Annotated in this window: 13 protein-coding genes; 4 read left to right on the forward strand and 9 right to left on the reverse strand. The window is 43.8% G+C overall.

Translation table 11 applies throughout. The features are described 5' to 3' along the window. Window positions 1-151: 151 nt before the first annotated feature. From JZY04_RS17650 to JZY04_RS17660, 3 genes are all read right to left on the reverse strand, one after another. Window positions 152-313: a hypothetical protein gene (locus JZY04_RS17650; RefSeq protein WP_005802723.1), complete on the reverse strand. Its 162-nt coding sequence runs from the start codon at window positions 311-313 to the stop codon at window positions 152-154. Window positions 314-394: 81 nt separating this feature from the next. Continuing rightward, window positions 395-1,414: a lysylphosphatidylglycerol synthase transmembrane domain-containing protein gene (locus JZY04_RS17655; protein ID WP_122143447.1), complete on the reverse strand. Its 1,020-nt coding sequence runs from the start codon at window positions 1,412-1,414 to the stop codon at window positions 395-397. 30 nt (window positions 1,415-1,444) lie between these two features. Next, window positions 1,445-2,596 (reverse strand): glycosyltransferase family 4 protein, encoded by a 1,152-nt coding sequence (locus tag JZY04_RS17660; RefSeq protein ID WP_122143446.1) that lies wholly within the window; start codon window positions 2,594-2,596, stop codon window positions 1,445-1,447. Window positions 2,597-2,892: 296 nt separating this feature from the next. Between JZY04_RS17660 and JZY04_RS17665 the strand changes: the two genes are divergently transcribed. Both JZY04_RS17665 and JZY04_RS17670 read left to right on the forward strand, forming a co-directional pair. After that, entirely contained in the window at window positions 2,893-5,076 is a 2,184-nt protein-coding gene (locus JZY04_RS17665) for a GH92 family glycosyl hydrolase (RefSeq protein WP_122143445.1), read from the forward strand. A 23-nt stretch (window positions 5,077-5,099) separates the two neighbouring features. After that, on the forward strand, window positions 5,100-7,637 hold the full coding sequence (locus JZY04_RS17670; protein WP_122143444.1) for a S9 family peptidase: 2,538 nt from the start codon (window positions 5,100-5,102) through the stop codon (window positions 7,635-7,637). Between the two features lie 255 nt (window positions 7,638-7,892). Here the strand turns inward: JZY04_RS17670 and hisS are convergent, their stop codons facing one another. Beyond that, the gene (gene hisS / locus JZY04_RS17675; RefSeq protein WP_005780834.1) at window positions 7,893-9,257 is read right to left on the reverse strand and encodes a histidine--tRNA ligase; all 1,365 of its coding nucleotides are present in this window, start codon (window positions 9,255-9,257) and stop codon (window positions 7,893-7,895) included. Window positions 9,258-9,352: 95 nt separating this feature from the next. On the opposite strand from hisS, the gene JZY04_RS17680 reads away from it, so the two are divergent. Further along, a complete protein-coding gene (locus JZY04_RS17680; protein WP_122143443.1) occupies window positions 9,353-10,741 on the forward strand; it encodes a transglutaminase domain-containing protein in 1,389 nt (462 codons plus the stop codon). A gap of 102 nt (window positions 10,742-10,843) precedes the next feature. Here the strand turns inward: JZY04_RS17680 and JZY04_RS17685 are convergent, their stop codons facing one another. From JZY04_RS17685 to JZY04_RS17705, 5 genes are all read right to left on the reverse strand, one after another. Continuing rightward, window positions 10,844-11,974, reverse strand: coding sequence for a 6-bladed beta-propeller (locus JZY04_RS17685; protein ID WP_122143442.1), 1,131 nt, complete (start codon window positions 11,972-11,974; stop codon window positions 10,844-10,846). A 308-nt stretch (window positions 11,975-12,282) separates the two neighbouring features. Next, entirely contained in the window at window positions 12,283-12,969 is a 687-nt protein-coding gene (locus JZY04_RS17690) for a zinc metallopeptidase (protein ID WP_005780840.1), read from the reverse strand. Between the two features lie 117 nt (window positions 12,970-13,086). Beyond that, window positions 13,087-14,391 carry an alpha-L-fucosidase gene (locus tag JZY04_RS17695; RefSeq protein ID WP_005807843.1) on the reverse strand — a complete coding sequence of 435 codons (1,305 nt, stop codon included), beginning with the start codon at window positions 14,389-14,391 and terminating at the stop codon, window positions 13,087-13,089. 136 nt (window positions 14,392-14,527) lie between these two features. Next, entirely contained in the window at window positions 14,528-15,799 is a 1,272-nt protein-coding gene (locus JZY04_RS17700) for an adenylosuccinate synthase (protein WP_005780843.1), read from the reverse strand. Further along, complete coding sequence (locus JZY04_RS17705) at window positions 15,796-16,284, reverse strand: Fur family transcriptional regulator (RefSeq protein WP_122143441.1); 489 nt, start codon at window positions 16,282-16,284, stop codon at window positions 15,796-15,798. Before JZY04_RS17705 ends, JZY04_RS17700 begins: the two co-directional genes overlap by 4 nt. A 95-nt stretch (window positions 16,285-16,379) precedes the next feature. Here JZY04_RS17705 and JZY04_RS17710 point away from each other — a divergent pair, with 95 nt between their 5' ends. After that, window positions 16,380-18,038, forward strand: a complete 1,659-nt coding sequence (locus JZY04_RS17710) for a glycosyltransferase family 39 protein (RefSeq protein ID WP_122143440.1) — start codon at window positions 16,380-16,382, stop codon at window positions 18,036-18,038. Window positions 18,039-18,097: the final 59 nt, after the last annotated feature.

The following is an 18,097-nucleotide window of genomic DNA, read 5'->3' on the forward strand; positions in this document are numbered from 1 at the left end:
CATCCTCAAAGGTGGAAGATGGAAGATCGAAAATCATTTTCCGTAGGAGAAGTATATTTTAAAGAGACAATATTTCTCCCCCGGATATTTAAAGTATCATACGTTTCCCGGAAATCGGTCAAATCATCTCCCCGGATACAAAATAATCAGGCTACTTGTTTATACACGCTATCTCAATGGCTTGTTCTTTATATTTCTTGGTTGTATTGACCAGCGAACTGCCTACATAAAACAAAAACACGAGACTGACAATGGTCATCAATGTTCCTATCATGGCGAAACGACTTTTCTGCTGTAATTCTTCTCTACTCATAAGGCTTTCTCTTTTAATTTTGACAGGACAAAGATAGCGGCAAGAATTTACGTTCTTTTTACAGGCTTGTGACAACGTTGTTTAATCTCTCAACTTCTTCACCCAACCGGGAATAATTATAGCACCTATCAGCAAATACATGTAATAGGTAATAATCCGCCAAACGAAAGCAACAACCAAAGCCATGCCTGCCACATCAAAAAAATCGGCATAATATTCACGAAACATATATTCGCTCACTCCGCTACCGCCGGGAGTAGGGCTGATAGTCATAACTACCCATAGAATCAGCTGACGTACAAAGGCCAACAGTTGGCTGCCCGAAGTGGTAAAGGCTATCAGCAAAGCATTGACTACCAGATAACGTGAAATCCAAGCCAAGCAAGTAATCCCAAAAGCTTTCAACCAAAAGGTAAAAGACTTCTGACTCATCTCTCTGGAACTTAATACCAGATGGTCCGTAAGTGTTTCGATGGCCTTGTGCCAACGTCGGAGCAGTGGCAAGCGGAAAATAGTGAGTAACAAACGTTTTACCCATTCCGGACGCCGGAACAAAGCAAGATACAACAGGAAAGTCCAGATCGTAACGATCCCATAAACCAGGAAAAACAGAATCTCAATTCCTGACGATAATATAGCCACATTACCAAACAAATCATCAAACGAAAATAAGAGTAAAACCAGCGGGCAGCCCAATACAAGAAACAATTCATCCAAAAACAGGCAGGAGATAGTCAAAGCTGTACTGCGTCCGGCATTAATGCCTTCTTTATTCAAAAATAACACAATCAGACTACTCCCTCCCACTGCAGAGGGAGTCACTGCCGATGTGAATTCACAAAGCATATTTACCCGAAATGCCTGACGCCAAGTCAATTCCCTGTCAGTAATAAAGCGGAAACGCCACATCAACCCACCGTCACGCCCAAACATAAAAAGTATGGCAAGTAGCAATCCGCCTACCAGACGCCAGGAGAAATGAATATCACTGAAAAGTTCCGGATTGAACTCCCGGTAGAACAGCCACCCTACCACTGACAGCCCTATCAGGACGGGAAGCAGGATATAGCCGGTTTTAAAGGTTTTAATAGAATCTGACATAATGGAGGAAAAAAGGTTTCAATGATAATCTTATTTATTTCCGTTTCGCTTTATCAACCGGTTATAGCGATCGTACACCTCACCGGCCACGTCTTCCCATGACCGGGCAATGGTTCGTGATGCCTCCTCTCCCACCTGCTTTATTATGGCAGTACTGCATAATATTTCACGTATGCGATTGGCATAATCCTCTGTGCTATTGGAACTCAGAAAGCCATTTACCGAATCGGAGATTATTTCCGAAGCAGTGGAATCCCTGATCAATACCGAAGGCGTGCCCAATGCAGCCGCTTCACGTATCACCAGCGGAGCGTTATCGTACAAAGAAGGAAAAAGAAACAGATCGGCAGCAACATAATAGCGTTTCAAGATCTCGCGTTCCACAATACTACCTACAAAAGATACTTTGGAAGACAGTCCCAGTCCCACCACCCTTTGTTTCAACTCACAGCTCGCATAGCCTGAACCGACAAAGTACATCCGGAAAGGTACATCGGACAAGAGGACAAGCGCATCGAGCAAAAAGCCGAGATTTTTCTCCCAAATATGTTGGCCGACAAAAAGAAACATAAACTCCCCGGAACGGATACCTAAAGCCTGTCGGGCCTCCCGCCGGACAGATTGCAGAGAAGGCGTACCCGCAAAATCATTTCCGTTATCCACCACTTCTATCCTGCCCTTATACCCATACTCCCGCAACGTCTCTTCGACAGCTGCCTGGGGAATCCACACTTCGTCGGCAGCTTCGTAAAAACGAATCACCTTTCGTATCAGATAGTCCACCAACAGACGGGAAGGAATGGCCCTCTCAAAATCCGCCCGGTACTTGGAGTGAAACGTAGCTACAACCGGAACATGTTGTTCTTTGGCAATCTGCATGGCCAGTGCTCCCGAAGAAAAGGGACAATGAGCGTGTACCAATTCGAATGAAAGCCGGCTGATACGCTCGTGAAAAGGCCAATCGATGCGCGGAAAACCTAATCTGTAAGGCTTTCTCATAGGAATGGGAATAGATGAATACCGATAAACCGGATATTCTTCCGCATCTCTCGCATCAGGCGACTTAGGAGTCACTACACAAACATTCCCCGTCTTCTTATGCAGCCAGTAGGCATAGTTCTGTGTAGTAAGTGATACCCCATCCATGATCGGAGGGAAACAATCATTAAAAAGACCTATCATTGCATTCCATTATCTGTTTGCAAAGAAACAGCTTACATATTACAATTGTTTGACGGAAGTATGACGAGAATATTCTTCTTCAAGTAAGCATGAGCCCCCTGGAGATCTGCTCGTCTTCTAAATTCCTTGCTTACAGCCTTCTTCCTTTATTCTGTACGATACTTTCTGTTTTTCCTTATTTTTGCCCGAAAAGTGAAGATAAGTCTCACTTTGGCATAAAAAATGAACGAGTTCATTTTATTCTGCTCTCAGTTTGCTTATCTTTGTCACAAAAATAATTTATCAAGGTCATTGCTATGAAGTTCAAATCAACCTTTATGACTGCATGTCTGGGGATCGGTCTTTGCACATCCTGCACTCCCGAAACTCCGACAGCACCCCAAGACTACACTCAGTACGTAAACACCTTTATCGGAGCAGCCGACAACGGTCACACCTTCCCGGGTGCCTGCCTACCCTTCGGACTGATACAGGCAAGCCCGGAAACCAATGCCATCGGATGGCAGTATTGCTCAGGATACAATTATCAGGATTCACTGATCTGGGGCTTCTCTCAAACTCACCTCAATGGCACAGGATGTATGGATCTGGGCGACCTCCTTGTAATGCCTGTCACCGGACAAAGAGTACGGGATGACTACAAAAGCGGTTTCTCTAAAAAGACAGAAAGCGCAACACCGGGATACTACACTGTAGAACTCGATAAATATAAAGTAAAAGCAGAACTGACCGCAACAGATCATGTAGCACTGCATCGTTACACTTATCAGAATGCCGATTCAGCCTCACTGTTACTCGACCTTCAACACGGATTGGTATGGAATCCCCAACAATATAAATCGCACGTAAAAGCTTGCGAAATCAATTGGGAAGATGCTCAAACACTGACAGGACACGTGCGCAGCAGCGTATGGGTGAATCAGGATTTATACTTTGTAATGAAGTTCAGCAAGCCGGTGACCGATTCCATCTCCCTGCCAATGGAAGAAACTGAAAAAGGAAAACGTCTGTTAATGAGTTTCGACATGAAGCCGGACGAACAACTGCTGATGAAAGTAGCCATTTCTACAGTCGGTGTAGACGGTGCCCGTAAGAATATGGATCAAGAGTTGGCAGACTGGAATTTCGACGGTACAAGACAGAAAGCCAAGGACATCTGGAACAGTTACTTGAGCCGTATCGAAGTGACAGGTACTCCGGACGAATTGGAGAATTTTTATACCAGCTTCTATCATGCACTGATACAGCCTAATAATATTGCCGATGTAGACGGAAGATACCGTAACGCCAAAGACTCGGTAGTAAAATCAGCATCGGGAGTCTATTACTCCACCTTCTCGATCTGGGATACCTACCGCGCTGCCCACCCCTTCTATACATTGGCCGTACCCGAACGAGTAGACGGTTTCATCAATTCGATGATCGAACAAAATCAGGCACAAGGCTACTTACCTATCTGGACCTTGTGGGGTAAAGAAACGAATACTATGATCGGCAACCACTCTGTTTCGGTTATTGCCGAAGCTTATAAGAAGGGCTTCCGTGGCTTTGATGCCGAGAAAGCATTCGATGCCATCAAACAGACACTGACTGTTTCGCATCCGAAATCGGACTGGGAAACTTATATGAAATATGGTTATTATCCGACAGACAAGGTAGATGCCGAATCGGTTTCACGTACACTTGAATCGGTTTACGATGACTACGCCGCAGCTACAATGGCAGAGTTAATGGGTAAAAAGGAAGATGCGGAATACTTCAGTAAACGTTCGGAATTCTATAAGAACCTGTTCGATAAGGAAACACAGTTTATGCGCCCGCGCTATGCCGACGGACGCTGGAAAACTCCTTTCAATCCCAGCGATCTGGCACATGCCGAAAGCCGCGGAGGCGATTATACTGAAGGAAATGCCTGGCAATACACCTGGCATGTTCAGCACGATGTACCGGGATTGATCGAATTATTCGGTGGTAAAGGGCCTTTCCTCAACAAACTGGATTCATTATTCACTATCAAACTGGAAGGAAGCGGACTGGCAGACGTTACCGGACTGATTGGACAATATGCCCACGGCAACGAACCAAGCCATCATGTCACCTTCCTGTATGCTTTGGCCGGCAAGCCGGAACGCACTCAGGAGCTGATACGTGAAATCTTTGATACCCAATACAAAAACAAGCCCGATGGTCTCTGTGGAAACGACGACTGCGGACAGATGTCAGCCTGGTATATGTTCAATGCAATGGGATTCTATCCGGTCGATCCGGTGAGCGGGCATTATATATTCGGTGCTCCGCAGATGCCGAAAATAGTACTTCACCTGCCGGATGGAAAAACGTTCACAGTCATTGCCGAAAATCTGTCGAAAGAACATAAGTACATCGACAGCATCACACTGAATGGTGAACTTTATACTAAAAACTATATCTCCCACGAAGACATCGTGAAGGGTGGTACGCTGGTATATAAAATGAAATAACCAATTATAAACTCAAAGAAACAATGGACAAAAAGTTACTGATGATGGCGCTGTTGATGACAACAGGACTTGCCACACAAGCACAAGAGAGGCTGACGCAGTATCAGGTAAGAAATGCCATTACTGTACGCACTCCGATCATGAACGACAGTATCAACCCAAAAGGAGAAAAACACACCGCCAAAGCACTGCTGCAAACGCCAGTAATGCTTGACCTTGCCAATGCACCGACACAAATGCTGTCTGCCGACACAGCAGGCTTGGTCACTTTTGCGAAAGCCGATAAAGACAATCTGCTTTATCTGCTGAAGACTCAGCTACGGGCCGAACGCTTCATGAAAGGCAAACTGAAAGTGACCTCTCCGGTCCGGTGGGAGCTTTTCATCAACGGCGAATCGAAAATGGTGAAAGATGCTGCGGAAGACAGTATCTCCAAAGCAGCAACCAAAGAAATTACCCTACGCCTGGAACCGGAAATGGATTATGAAATTGCCATTAAACTACTTTCAACTCCAGACGATAAGACTGCACCTTCACTGAAGTGCGAACTGGTGAAAGATGATAAATTCAAAGAAGTGGCATGTAGCACCGATCCCGATCAGAAACACCGTTTCGCGCTCGACAATACCGTATACGGCAACCGCGCCATTGCTGTTTCCGTATCACCGGACGGGAAATATCTGTTGACCCGCTATTGGGACAATCATTCGTTGAAACGTTCACGCACCTACTGTGAACTGACTGAACTGAAAACAGGAAAAGTACTCCTCACCAATCTGAGGGACGGCATGAGATGGATGCCGAAAAGTAATAAACTGTATTATACGGCAGTGGCATCCGAAGGAAATGACGTCATCACTCTCGATCCCATCACGCTGAAGGAAGAAGTTCTCCTGCAGGGCATTCCCGAGCAAGGTTTCAGCTGGTCGCCCAACGAAGACTTCCTGATATACTATCCTCGTGAAGAAGGCGTGAAAGATGATGGGCCGTTGAAACGCATTGTCAGCCCCGCCGACCGTATTCCGAATACACGCGGACGTAGTTTTCTGGCCAGATATGACATTGCCAACGGAACTTCCGAACGACTGACCTACGGCAATCACAGTACGTATATGCAGGATATCTCACCGGACGGCAAATATTTACTTTACAGCAGTTCGAAGGAAAATATCACGCAACGTCCTTTCTCTCTGAGTTCACTGTTCCAAGTGAACCTTGAAACATTAGCTGTCGATACTCTGTTCTTTGAAGACCGTTTCCTCGGAGGAGCCAGCTACTCACCGGACGGCAGACAATTACTGCTCACCGCCAGCCCGGAAGCTTTTGACGGTATCGGCAAGAATTGTGGTAATCATCCGATCGCCAATGATTTCGACTCTCAGGCATTCATCATGGATTTAGCTACCCGCAAGATCGATCCGATCACTAAAGAGTTCAATCCGTCTGTCAACTTCCTGCAATGGAACAAAGGTGACGGGTGCATCTATTTTAGCACCAATGACGAAGATTGCCGGAACATCTATCGCTACTCTCCCAAAGACCGTAAGTTTGAGAAGTTGAATCTGGAGACTGACGTTACCAGTGCATTTGCCCTGTCAGAAAACAATCCGTCGTTAGCTGCTTATATCGGACAAGGATGCTACAATGCAGGAGTTGCTTATGTATACGACCTGAAAAAGAAAACCTCTCGACTGATAGCCGACCCGATGAAGCCTACCCTCGAAAAAATTGAACTGGGTAAAATGGAACCATGGAATTTCACTGCTTCAGATGGCACTGAGATTAAAGGTATGATGTGTTTGCCGCCTTCATTCGATCCTAATAAAAAGTATCCGCTGATTGTGTATTACTATGGAGGAACGACCCCGACAGAACGAGGCATCAGCAATCCGTACTGCGCACAACTGTTTGCCTCACGTGACTACGTGGTATATGTTATCCAGCCGAGCGGAACAATCGGATTCGGACAGGAGTTTTCAGCACGCCATGTCAATGCCTGGGGAAAACGTACTGCCGACGACATCATTGAAGGTACCAAACAGTTCTGTAAAGAACACCCGTTCGTGAATGATAAGAAAATCGGTTGTCTCGGTGCATCTTACGGTGGATTCATGACACAATACCTCCAGACTCAGACGGATATTTTCGCCGCCGCAGTTTCACATGCCGGTATCAGCAATGTGACCAGTTATTGGGGTGAAGGCTATTGGGGATACGGTTATAATGCCATAGCCGCCGCAGACAGTTATCCCTGGAACAATCCGGAACTGTTCACCAAACAAGGCTCGCTCTTCAACGCCGATAAGATCAACACTCCACTCTTACTGCTGCACGGCACCGTAGATACCAATGTACCTATCGGTGAAAGCATCCAGCTATTCAATGCCCTGAAAATATTGGGTAAAACAGTAGAGTTCATCACTGTAGATGGAGAAAACCACTTCATTGCCGACTATCCGAAACGCGTGCAATGGCATAACAGTATTATGGCATGGTTTGCCCGCTGGTTGCAGGATAGTCCTCAGTGGTGGGAAGATATGTATCCGGAACGTCATTTATAAAACATATTCCACTGAAAAAGACAGGGAGAGCACTGATTTATTATGAAGTTAATCTGAAAACAGTTAAAACTCTGTGATCTTTATGGCGGTAGAATCCGATGAAAACAGCAATCATCAATCCAATCAGTATTGGCGTTGAAAAGACTTATAAGAAAGAACGGGGCCTTTGGTTTTAAACTAAGGTCCCGTTCCTTTTATCTCCCTACCTTTTTTACGCCAACAGTCCCCGGTTTTAAAAAGGTAAGGGCATTTTCCTTATTTTGTTAAAACGCCAATCAGTTCTTCAGCAGTAACCATTTGCTGTTCACCGCTTTCCATGTTTTTCAGCATAGCTTTTCCCTCATTCATTTCATTCTCACCTACGATAGCAACGAAAGGAATGTTCTTAACATTTGCATAACTCATCTGTTTCTTCATTTTCGCAGCGTCGGGAAATATCTCGGCACGAATACCGGCTGCGCGGGCCTTAGCCAGAATACCCATAGAAAAAGCAGCTTCTTTCTCACCGAAGTTAATAAACAGAAGCTGAGTTCCATTAACAGCCTCCTTCGGATACAGTTCCAACTGGTTGAGCACATCGAAAATACGGTCGGCACCAAACGAAATACCTACGCCCGATACTCCTGCCATACCGAATACACCAGTCAGGTTATCGTAACGACCTCCACCGGTGATACTGCCAATCTGCACATCAAGCGCCTTTACCTCAAAAATAGCACCTGTATAGTAATTCAATCCACGTGCCAATGTCAAGTCAAGCTCTATTTCGTTTTTCAGTCCCATCGTTTGAAGGGTATTCAAAATAAACTCACTCTCTTCCACTCCCTTCAAACCTGTTTCGCTACCGGAAAGTACAGTCTTCAATGTAGCCAACTTCTCAGCATTGGTTCCACTCAGAAGAATGATAGGTTGCAGTTTGGCAATAGCCTCATCACTAATCCCTTTCTCAGCCAATTCTTTATTCACATTTTCCAAACCGATTTTATCCAGTTTGTCGATAGCTACAGTTATATCCACAATCTTATCCGCCTCTCCGATGATCTCGGCAATACCGGTCAGTATCTTGCGATTATTGATTTTTATGCAGACACGGATACCGAAACGGGTAAACACCGTATCTACTATCTGCATCAACTCTACCTCGTTCAGCAGTGAATCACTACCGACCACATCGGCATCGCATTGGTAAAATTCACGATAACGTCCTTTCTGCGGACGGTCTGCACGCCAGACAGGTTGAATCTGATAACGCTTGAAGGGAAAAGTTATTTCATCACGGTGCATTACCACGTAACGGGCAAAGGGTACGGTAAGGTCATAACGCAACCCTTTTTCACAAAATTTACTGGCCAGTTTAGCGGCGTTACGGCTTAATAGCTCTTCATCTGTAATACCCGAAAAGTAATCACCTGAATTCTGTATTTTAAAAAGTAATTTGTCACCCTCTTCACCGTATTTTCCCATCAGGGTAGAAAGCATCTCCATCGAAGGAGTCTCAATCTGCTGGAAACCATACAGATGATATACGTCACGAATTGTATTGAATATGTAGTTACGTTTCGCCATCTCTACGGGCGAAAAATCACGGGTTCCTTTAGGTATACCTGGTTTTGCTGCCATTGTTTTAACTGTTTTATTGAATTGAGTTGCAAAGTTAGATGAAATAATTGATTATTAAAACAGAAACCACAGACTTTCTGTGAATCTGTAAGCAAATGTATCCGGTGTCCGGTTCCGTTAAGACTGTTCATTTTCGGACAATACTTTTTAATGCCATTCTGCTCAATAAGAGATATTTATTAATTTGGTATACCATTTGCTTTCTGAAAGACAAAGAAATCACATTATCTAACAGGAATCATATGAAAACAGTTTTTTTGATCATTACAATGTTATGCCTTGGACTACCGGGAATGGCACAAAACAACGAAAAAAAAGAATTTGAGAGAAAGTACAGCGCACTCACTCAGGAAGTAGCAAACGCCCGCAAACAGAAAGATTACAAAAAGGCCGAGAAATTAAATTGGGAGAAACTGAAGTTGTATCAAGGATTGCCTCAACAACTTCAGGAAAAAGCAAAAAATATAACAAGACTGGTTTATTACGACCTTGCTTGCTATCAGGCACTTCAGGGAAAGAAAAAGGCAGCCCTGAAAAACTTTGAGAAGGCTTTCAACTCCGGATGGAATGATTACAACCATGCTAAAGGTGACAGTGACATCGACAATTTACGTAAAGAGAAGAAGTATCTGGAAGTAATGGCTAAAATGCGTCTGGACAGTGACTATCTGTATATTCTGCAACAAGCCGAAGGATACAACAGAACTGAAACAAAACCGATATGTTATAATGAATCAGTAACTGACACTCTACCCCGCTTCACCTACATGAATCCTAACGACAGTAATCTGGTACAGTTACGGAAACATTTCAACCTGGATAGTATCGCCGGAAGCGGAGACGAAATCTCCAAAATCAAAAACCTTCTTTACTGGGTTCACAACATAGTTCCACATGATGGCAATTCACGTAATCCGGAAGAGCGGAACACAATAGCCATGGTAGAACTTTGCAAAAAGGAGAACCGGGGCGTAAACTGCCGGATGATGGCACAAATGCTGAACGAGTGCTATCTGGCTATGGGATTCAAGTCCCGTTTCATCACCTGTATGCCCAAAGTGATGATCAATGATTGCCACGTCATCAATGCGGTCTACTCCAACACCCTCAACAAATGGTTATGGATGGACCCGACATTCAACGCTTATGTAACAGATGAAAAAGGAAACCTTCTGGGAATTGGTGAAGTGCGCGAACGCCTCCGCAACAATCAACCCGTTGTACTAAACGAAGACGCAAACTGGAATAATAAAAATAAGCAGACCAAAGAGTATTATCTGGATTACTATATGGCCAAGAACCTGTATTACGTAACTTGCCCTCTGCAAAGCGAATATAACGCAGAAACAAACTATCCGGGCAAAAAGTGGCCGATGTATATCTCGTTAGTTCCGGAAGGATACAGTACCAATGGAAAGCCCGGTGCCACCGCCTACGACTCACATAATGACTCTTACTTCTGGCAATCGCCTTATCAAGAATAAACCTAAAAGACCAAACGATATTATCCCCAAGCGTCATAGACAACATCAACTCTAAAACGCCATTTATAGAATCTATGATGTTTGGGGCAATCTTTAAATGACTTACTTTACATGATATGTAAAAATAACCGGATTATCTCCCTCCTTTATCCGATCCAGTAAGCAGCGCATTTTTTCATTAATACCTTCTTCAGCAGACAATCTCTTCTGCTCGCATAGTACTTCAGATGAATAAATAAAAAAAATCCGACTTTGTTTCCCATCTACCGGCATATAATTGGGTAAAGGTAACTGATAATCCGTATTGATAATTACCTGATAATTGTTCACTGTACCGGTAGCTTTTGAAAGCAGACACACGCCCGGTTGATTGGTTCTAAACAACAAACAGGAAGGAGTATCACATAAATCAGTCATAGTATATATATATTTCCCTTGATAACAGAACTGATTCAAATCGTTACATTGGAACTGACGCTGCTTATCACTTTCCGGAAAAGCCTTGCTTTTCCAATCTACCATATAAAGTGGTTCAATCGATTCTCCCGTTATTCGATATATATAATTATCAAACTTACGGGTAAATAACACTGAAGCAGTATTCGTAATTTGGTAATTACCAAAAGAACAAAACGGTGCTGTTTCGTATAAAGGTTCTAATAAAGAAGTTTGTTTACCCGTTTCCTTATTAATCACTATCAGAGAATAATCTGATACCACTCCATTAGCATAAGTATCATTCCGCAAATAAATAAATCCTTTATCCACGGCAAAAGATTGATACATATCGTCTAATGGATAAGAAGACAGGTATGTACCCTCCAAATCATAGTAAAGAATTTGCGAAGGATAGGTTAAAAGCAACAATTTATTTTCTGCTTCATCAATAGCGATATCGAACAGGTCAACATACTCTCCCTTCCCATTCCCCACAGCATGTATCGTAAATAAATGTTTCCCGGAAAGAGTATAACAAAGCACCTGCTTCATCCGCTTATCCAGAATAAAATATCGCCCGTCAGATTCGCAGACTCTATCAATATTGTTTATTAAAGCTTCTTCGTTTGTTTCGGGCATAAAAAGAGATAAGCTATCTAAGAAAACCGTATCAGCTATCATAGAAGAACCGTCTTCAAAAGAAACCGGCTGCACCCGAGACTCTGTCGCAACTTGCCTACAGGCTCCCGACAATAAAGAAATGCAAAATATAAAAAAGGCTGTTCTAATTCTCATACTTTTCAATTTACCGGAACCCAACTTTCGGTTATACCTGATGTACTGTTTATCACTCCAAGTCCCAAACAGGATATTTCCGTTACCACGCGATATGCAAAAACGTTTTGTCCTCTCAGACTTATAAGATAGGGACCATATTGATTGATATTAATACTTTTTTCTATAAACATTATTCTTATTTCTTCAAAGATATATAAAAAAAGCACCATCAGCACTTAAAACATAAAAAATACTTTCCTATACACAAAAAGCTCGATAGATTCCTCTACAGAGCTTTTCTTTTTATTCCGTATGGGAAGGAGAGATTAATCCCGGCGTCCCATAAATATCATAATGTAGTAAATCAGCGTAGCCAACGAGCCCAACGCAGCAACAACATAAGTGTATGCAGCCGAACGAAGAGCGTCTTCCGCTTTGGCATGATTATACGAGTTAGTAATTCCCGATGCACTGAGCCATACCAATGCACGTTTGCTCGCGTCAATCTCTACCGGAAGTGTGATAAAACTGAACAAGGTGGTCAAAGCAAACAGGATAATGCCGGCAAGCAATAACTGCGGGAACGAATTCAGTAACAAAATACCGGCAAGCAATAACCACGTCATCCACTGTGAAGCGAAAGAAACCACCGGCACCAGCTTACTGCGGAGCGTCAACGGCGCATAAGCCCGTGCATGCTGAACAGCGTGTCCGCATTCGTGAGCAGCCACGGCAGCAGCCATGATGCTATTACTTTCATAAACTCCTTCACTCAGGTTCACTGTCTTATTGGCAGGATTATAATGATCGGTCAACTGTCCGGGAGTGTGAGTCACCTGAACATCGTAAATACCGTTGTCATGCAACATTTTAATAGCTACGTCGCGTCCTGTCATTCCGTTTCCTGTGGGTATCTTGGAGTATTTCTTGAACTTGTTTTGCAGGTTCATCTGCACCAGCCAGCTAACGAGAGCGATGCCAATAAAAATAATCCATTGAATTCCTATTACCATATTCTTTCTTAATTAAATTGTTATGATAGCTAATATACAAATAGCTTGCCAAAAATAAACAAAAGCGACGGAGAGGAGATTTCCCACACATCGCTTTTATGAAGAATTAGCTAAAAATTAGTCAATTGTAAGTTCCACCACGTAATCTACATCCGTCGGAACTTTTGCGAGTTCCAGTACAATTCCTTCTTTATTCTTTGTGAAGCGTACCGGCGTTTTGTCAGCAAAGACCACTGCCTTTTTCACTTTCTTATCAACGATAGGCAAGAATAAAGCCTTGTCCTGCAAATTAAGAATATGCACATAGAGTTTATTGCCTTTCTGAGTCGTTACTCCCCAATCGTGAGGAGCTACCAGACCACCTCTCGTTCCATAAATGGTCTCACCATACTTTGACATCCAGTCTCCCACCTCTTTCAAACGCTGAACAGCCACTTCCGGAAGTTCTCCATCGGGCTGCGGGCCTATATTCATCAACAGATTGGCGTCCTTACCGGCAGCCTTCACCAGATAATGAATCAAAGTTTTAGTTGATTTATAGTTCTGGTCTGTAATCTTATATCCCCACATGCCATTCATCGTCTCACATGTTTCAAGAGGCAGATGGCTGACACTCTGTCCGGAAAGTCCTGCGGTATTCTCTCCCGGAAGGTCACGTTCGAATATCTGAATATCCTCCCCTGCAAAAGGTACCTGATGATGATTATTACCAACCAGACAAGACGGCTGCAAACGATGGATCAATGCGTATTGTTCCGGAAGTTCCCAGTCGAAATCGGGATTGATATCCTGATCCCACCAACCATCGAACCAAATGGCTCCGATCGGACCATAATTGGTCAACAACTCTGTCAACTGGTTATTCATAAACTGATAATAGCTCTTCCAGTCCCCTTTCGGATTGGGACGTCCGGTTCCGCGTCCGGTTCTTCCCTGAGGAGCGTCTTCACGATACCAGTCTATATGTGAATAGTAGAAATGCAGTTTGATGCCATGTTTGGCACATGCATCAGCCAGTTCCTTTACCACATCACGTTTAAAAGGAGTGGCTTTTACAATATTATAATCGGAATACTTGGTATCGAACATCGAGAAACCTTCATGGTGACGGGTAGTGAAACAGATATACTTGGCACCGGAGGCTTTGATAGCCGCTACCCATTTATCTGCATCAAATTTAGAGGGATAGAATCCTCCAGCCAGTTTGGCATACTCTTTATAATTCAGATTATGGTTCGTCATCGTCCACTCGCCGGTAGCAAGCATGGCATAGAGTCCCCAGTGAAGGAAGATTCCGAACTTATTGTCCTGAAATTCACTCCGGGCTTTCAGGTTAGCCTCTGTCGGTTGGTAATTTTGTTGCGCTGTCAGGGAAGCAGTCATTCCCAATAACAAGAGAAAAGTAATAAAATGCTTCTTCATAAGTATTATAATAAAGGCCTCACCTCGCCCCTCTCTACTTTAGAGAGGGAAGAAGAAAGGCCTCGTTTTGAATTAATTCTTCTATAAAAGTCTACTTCTTCCTCCTTTTAAAAAAGAAGGATACAGATGAGGCTTCTTATTCTTCAGTATATCTTTCAATAGTCTGCTCGCGGTCGGGACCTACAGAAACAATTTTGATTTGTACGCCCAGCTGTTCTTCAAGGAAGGAAAGATAAGCATTGAACTCTTCAGGAAATTCATCTTCGCTCTGCATCTTTGTCATGTCTGTCTGCCATCCCGGAAGTTCCACGTAGATTGGTTCCACTTCGTCGGTAATGTCATAAGGGAAGTAATCGATCTCTTCACCATTCATCTTATAGGCCACACAAGCTTTGATCGTCTCGAAAGTATCGAGTACGTCACTCTTCATCATAATCAGTTTGGTGACACCATTGATCATGATTGAATATTTCAGTGCAACAAGATCCACCCATCCGCAACGACGTTTACGTCCCGTCACCGAACCAAATTCGTGACCAAGCGTACAGATCTGATCGCCAGTTTTATCGAACAACTCTGTGGGGAACGGACCCGAACCTACACGTGTACAATAAGCTTTAAAAATACCATATACATCGCCGATCTTATTCGGAGCAACGCCCAAACCGGTGCATGCACCTGCACATACGGTATTCGAAGAAGTCACGAACGGATACGAACCAAAGTCAATATCCAGCATAGTTCCCTGAGCACCTTCACAAAGCACGGATTTTCCGGCATCGAGCAAACCGTTTATTTCATGTTCGCTGTCTACCAACTGGAACTGTTTCAGGTATTCGATACCTTCAAACCAGGCTTTTTCAAGTTCAGTCAGGTCGTATTCATAATTCAGACCTTTCAGGATTTGTTCGTGGCGAGCCTTCGCTGCAGCATATTTTTGTTCGAAGTTATGCAGGATATCCCCCACACGGACACCGTTACGGCTTACTTTATCCGTATAAGTCGGACCGATACCTTTTCCGGTAGTTCCGACCTTAGCATCACCTTTGGCAGCTTCATAGGCAGCATCCAGTATACGGTGCGTAGGCAAAATGAGGTGCGCTTTCTTCGAAATGTGCAGTCTCTCCTTCAAGTTGTGTCCCGATGCTTCCAGCGCTTCTGCTTCCGCTTTGAACAAAGCCGGATCGAGCACTACACCGTTACCGATGATATTTACTTTATCTCCCTGGAAAATACCCGAAGGGATAGAGCGAAGCACGTACTTCTGTCCTTCGAACTCAAGTGTATGACCGGCATTCGGTCCACCCTGGAAACGTGCAACTACATCATATCTCGGAGTTAAGACGTCGACTACTTTTCCTTTACCTTCGTCGCCCCATTGCAATCCTAATAGAACATCTACTTTCATCTTTCTTTTTTATTGTTATTATTTACTCTTTTTCTCTTGTTGGCCCTGTCGCATTTGCTACATATACCGTATATATATAAGGAATAATGCGAAAGTTGAAACTTACTTAGTTTGGTATTTTCAATCGCGTTCTGTAAAGCTTCATTCTGAAACTCTGTGACCCTACCGCACTGCGTACATATCTGGTGATGGTGTGTCTCGCGATTATATGATTTTTCGTATTGAGAGGAAGTGCCGAACTGATGTTTTATCACCAGACGTGCATTGATAAGTAAGATGATGGTATTATACAGTGTAGCCCTACTCACCCGGAAATTTTCCTGGTTCATCATCTGCGAATAAAGCATATCGATATCGAAATGCCCGTCAATGGAGTATATGGTATCCAGTATCGCATAACGTTCAGGAGTCTTGCGATGTCCATTCGCATTTAGATATTCGGTGAATATCTGCCGTACCGTATCTTTCACATTTTGAGTTTCCATATCGGCGCTATTTTAGCGCCAACAAAGTTAATTGTTTTTTGCGGAAAGCAAAAATATATCTGTAAATTTGCACCCAATCACTAAAAAAATGTTTTATGACAAGAGTCCCCTTCACGCAAAATTATCGCTGGCACTTGCCTCTATTACTTCTTGTGTTCTGCTGTTCTTTCTTTATAAACAATGGCGCAATCTTTGCAGACATCATGGAATCAAGAAACATTGTCACTGCACGCGAAATGGTATACGACCATAACTGGCTGGTGCCTACCATGAACGGAGAGCTGCGACTGGAGAAGCCTCCACTTCCCACATGGATTGCTGCCGTGGTAGAAGTGATTTCGCCGGATAATCTTCCCTTGCAACGAGCCATGGCCGGACTTGCGGCCGTCATGTTAGTACTCTTTTTCTATAAGTTTGCTACGAAACTGACCGGTAACCGAACCTATGCCCTGGTATCTTCCCTGATCTTGTGCACCTCTTATAATATCATTCTGATGGGACGTACAGCTACCTGGGACATTTATTGCCACGCATTTATGATGGGAGCTATTTATTATCTTTATCTTGCTTTGCGGCAAACTGCCTGCAAGTGGCCTCTTTTCATTGCCGCAGGCGTTTTTATGGGATTATCTTTCCTTGGCAAAGGGCCCGTATCTTTCTATGCCCTGCTTCTCCCGTTCATTTGTGCCTACCTCATATTCTATCGCAGGGAAACAAGAATGAAAGGAAAATGGGCCGCACTCTTCACCATGATCTTTATTTGCATCGTGCTCAGCACGTGGTGGTATGCCTACACATACATCTGCCACCAGGAGATGGCATCCTATGTATTCCACAAAGAGTCTTCTTCCTGGAGTAACCACAACGTACGTTCTTGGTATTATTACTGGCAGTTTTTCCTGGAAACAGGAGTATGGTCGCTGCTGACACTGACAGCACTGATAGTGCCTTTCTGGAAAAAGCGGGTCGAAGCATCCAAAGAGTACACGTTCTGCCTGAGCTGGATGTTACTGATCCTTTTCTTCCTGTCGTTGCTCCCGGAAAAGAAGACACGCTATCTGCTTCCTATCTTATTACCGGCCGCACTGACTATGGGATACCTATTTGTATATTGGATTCAACAGGCTAAACAGAAAATGCCGCACCTGAAAGACAGAGTGATTTACCGGATAAATACTTATTTGATTGTAGTGGCTACATTGGCCCTTCCCGTTGCTCTCTACCTCTTCATGTACCGGGAAGGACGAATAGGTACAGGGATGTTCATATGGTTGACTGTATTATTCCTGACAGTAGCAGTTTGGCTATTCAGCTCTGCGCTCAAGCTCCGGCCTTTCTCTTTCCTGATGGGAGTCGTAGCGTTATTTGCTGTTGCCGAGTTGTTTGTAATGCCTTATATCGGAAGTTTTGTGAGTAACTCAGATCCCAAAAGCATCAGTGCTACCCAAGAAAACCCGGAGTTAAAAGCTCTGCCATTCTATCACAGCAAAGACGAAGTGCTACGCATCGAGTTGGTATACGAAGCACATAAGAAGATCGGAGACATGGATTTAACCAATAAAGAAGAGATTACAAAAGCCCTGCCGTTTGTTCTGATCTCACAGAAACCGGCGGAACAACTGATTCCGGATTCCATCCGAAAGGATTTAAGTCTTCGCTTTATCGACTGTTATGACAACAATCGCTGGGCAAAAGGGCACAAAAGATATGATAGCGTATTTATCAGCAATGTGACAATAGTCGACGAACGATAAAGACGGACGATGAAAAGGTGTCGAGACTTCACCGCAGAGGGCACAGAGTGACACTGAGT

Source organism: Bacteroides sp. 11BF (assembly GCF_019633765.1).
Taxonomy (GTDB): domain Bacteria; phylum Bacteroidota; class Bacteroidia; order Bacteroidales; family Bacteroidaceae; genus Bacteroides; species Bacteroides hominis.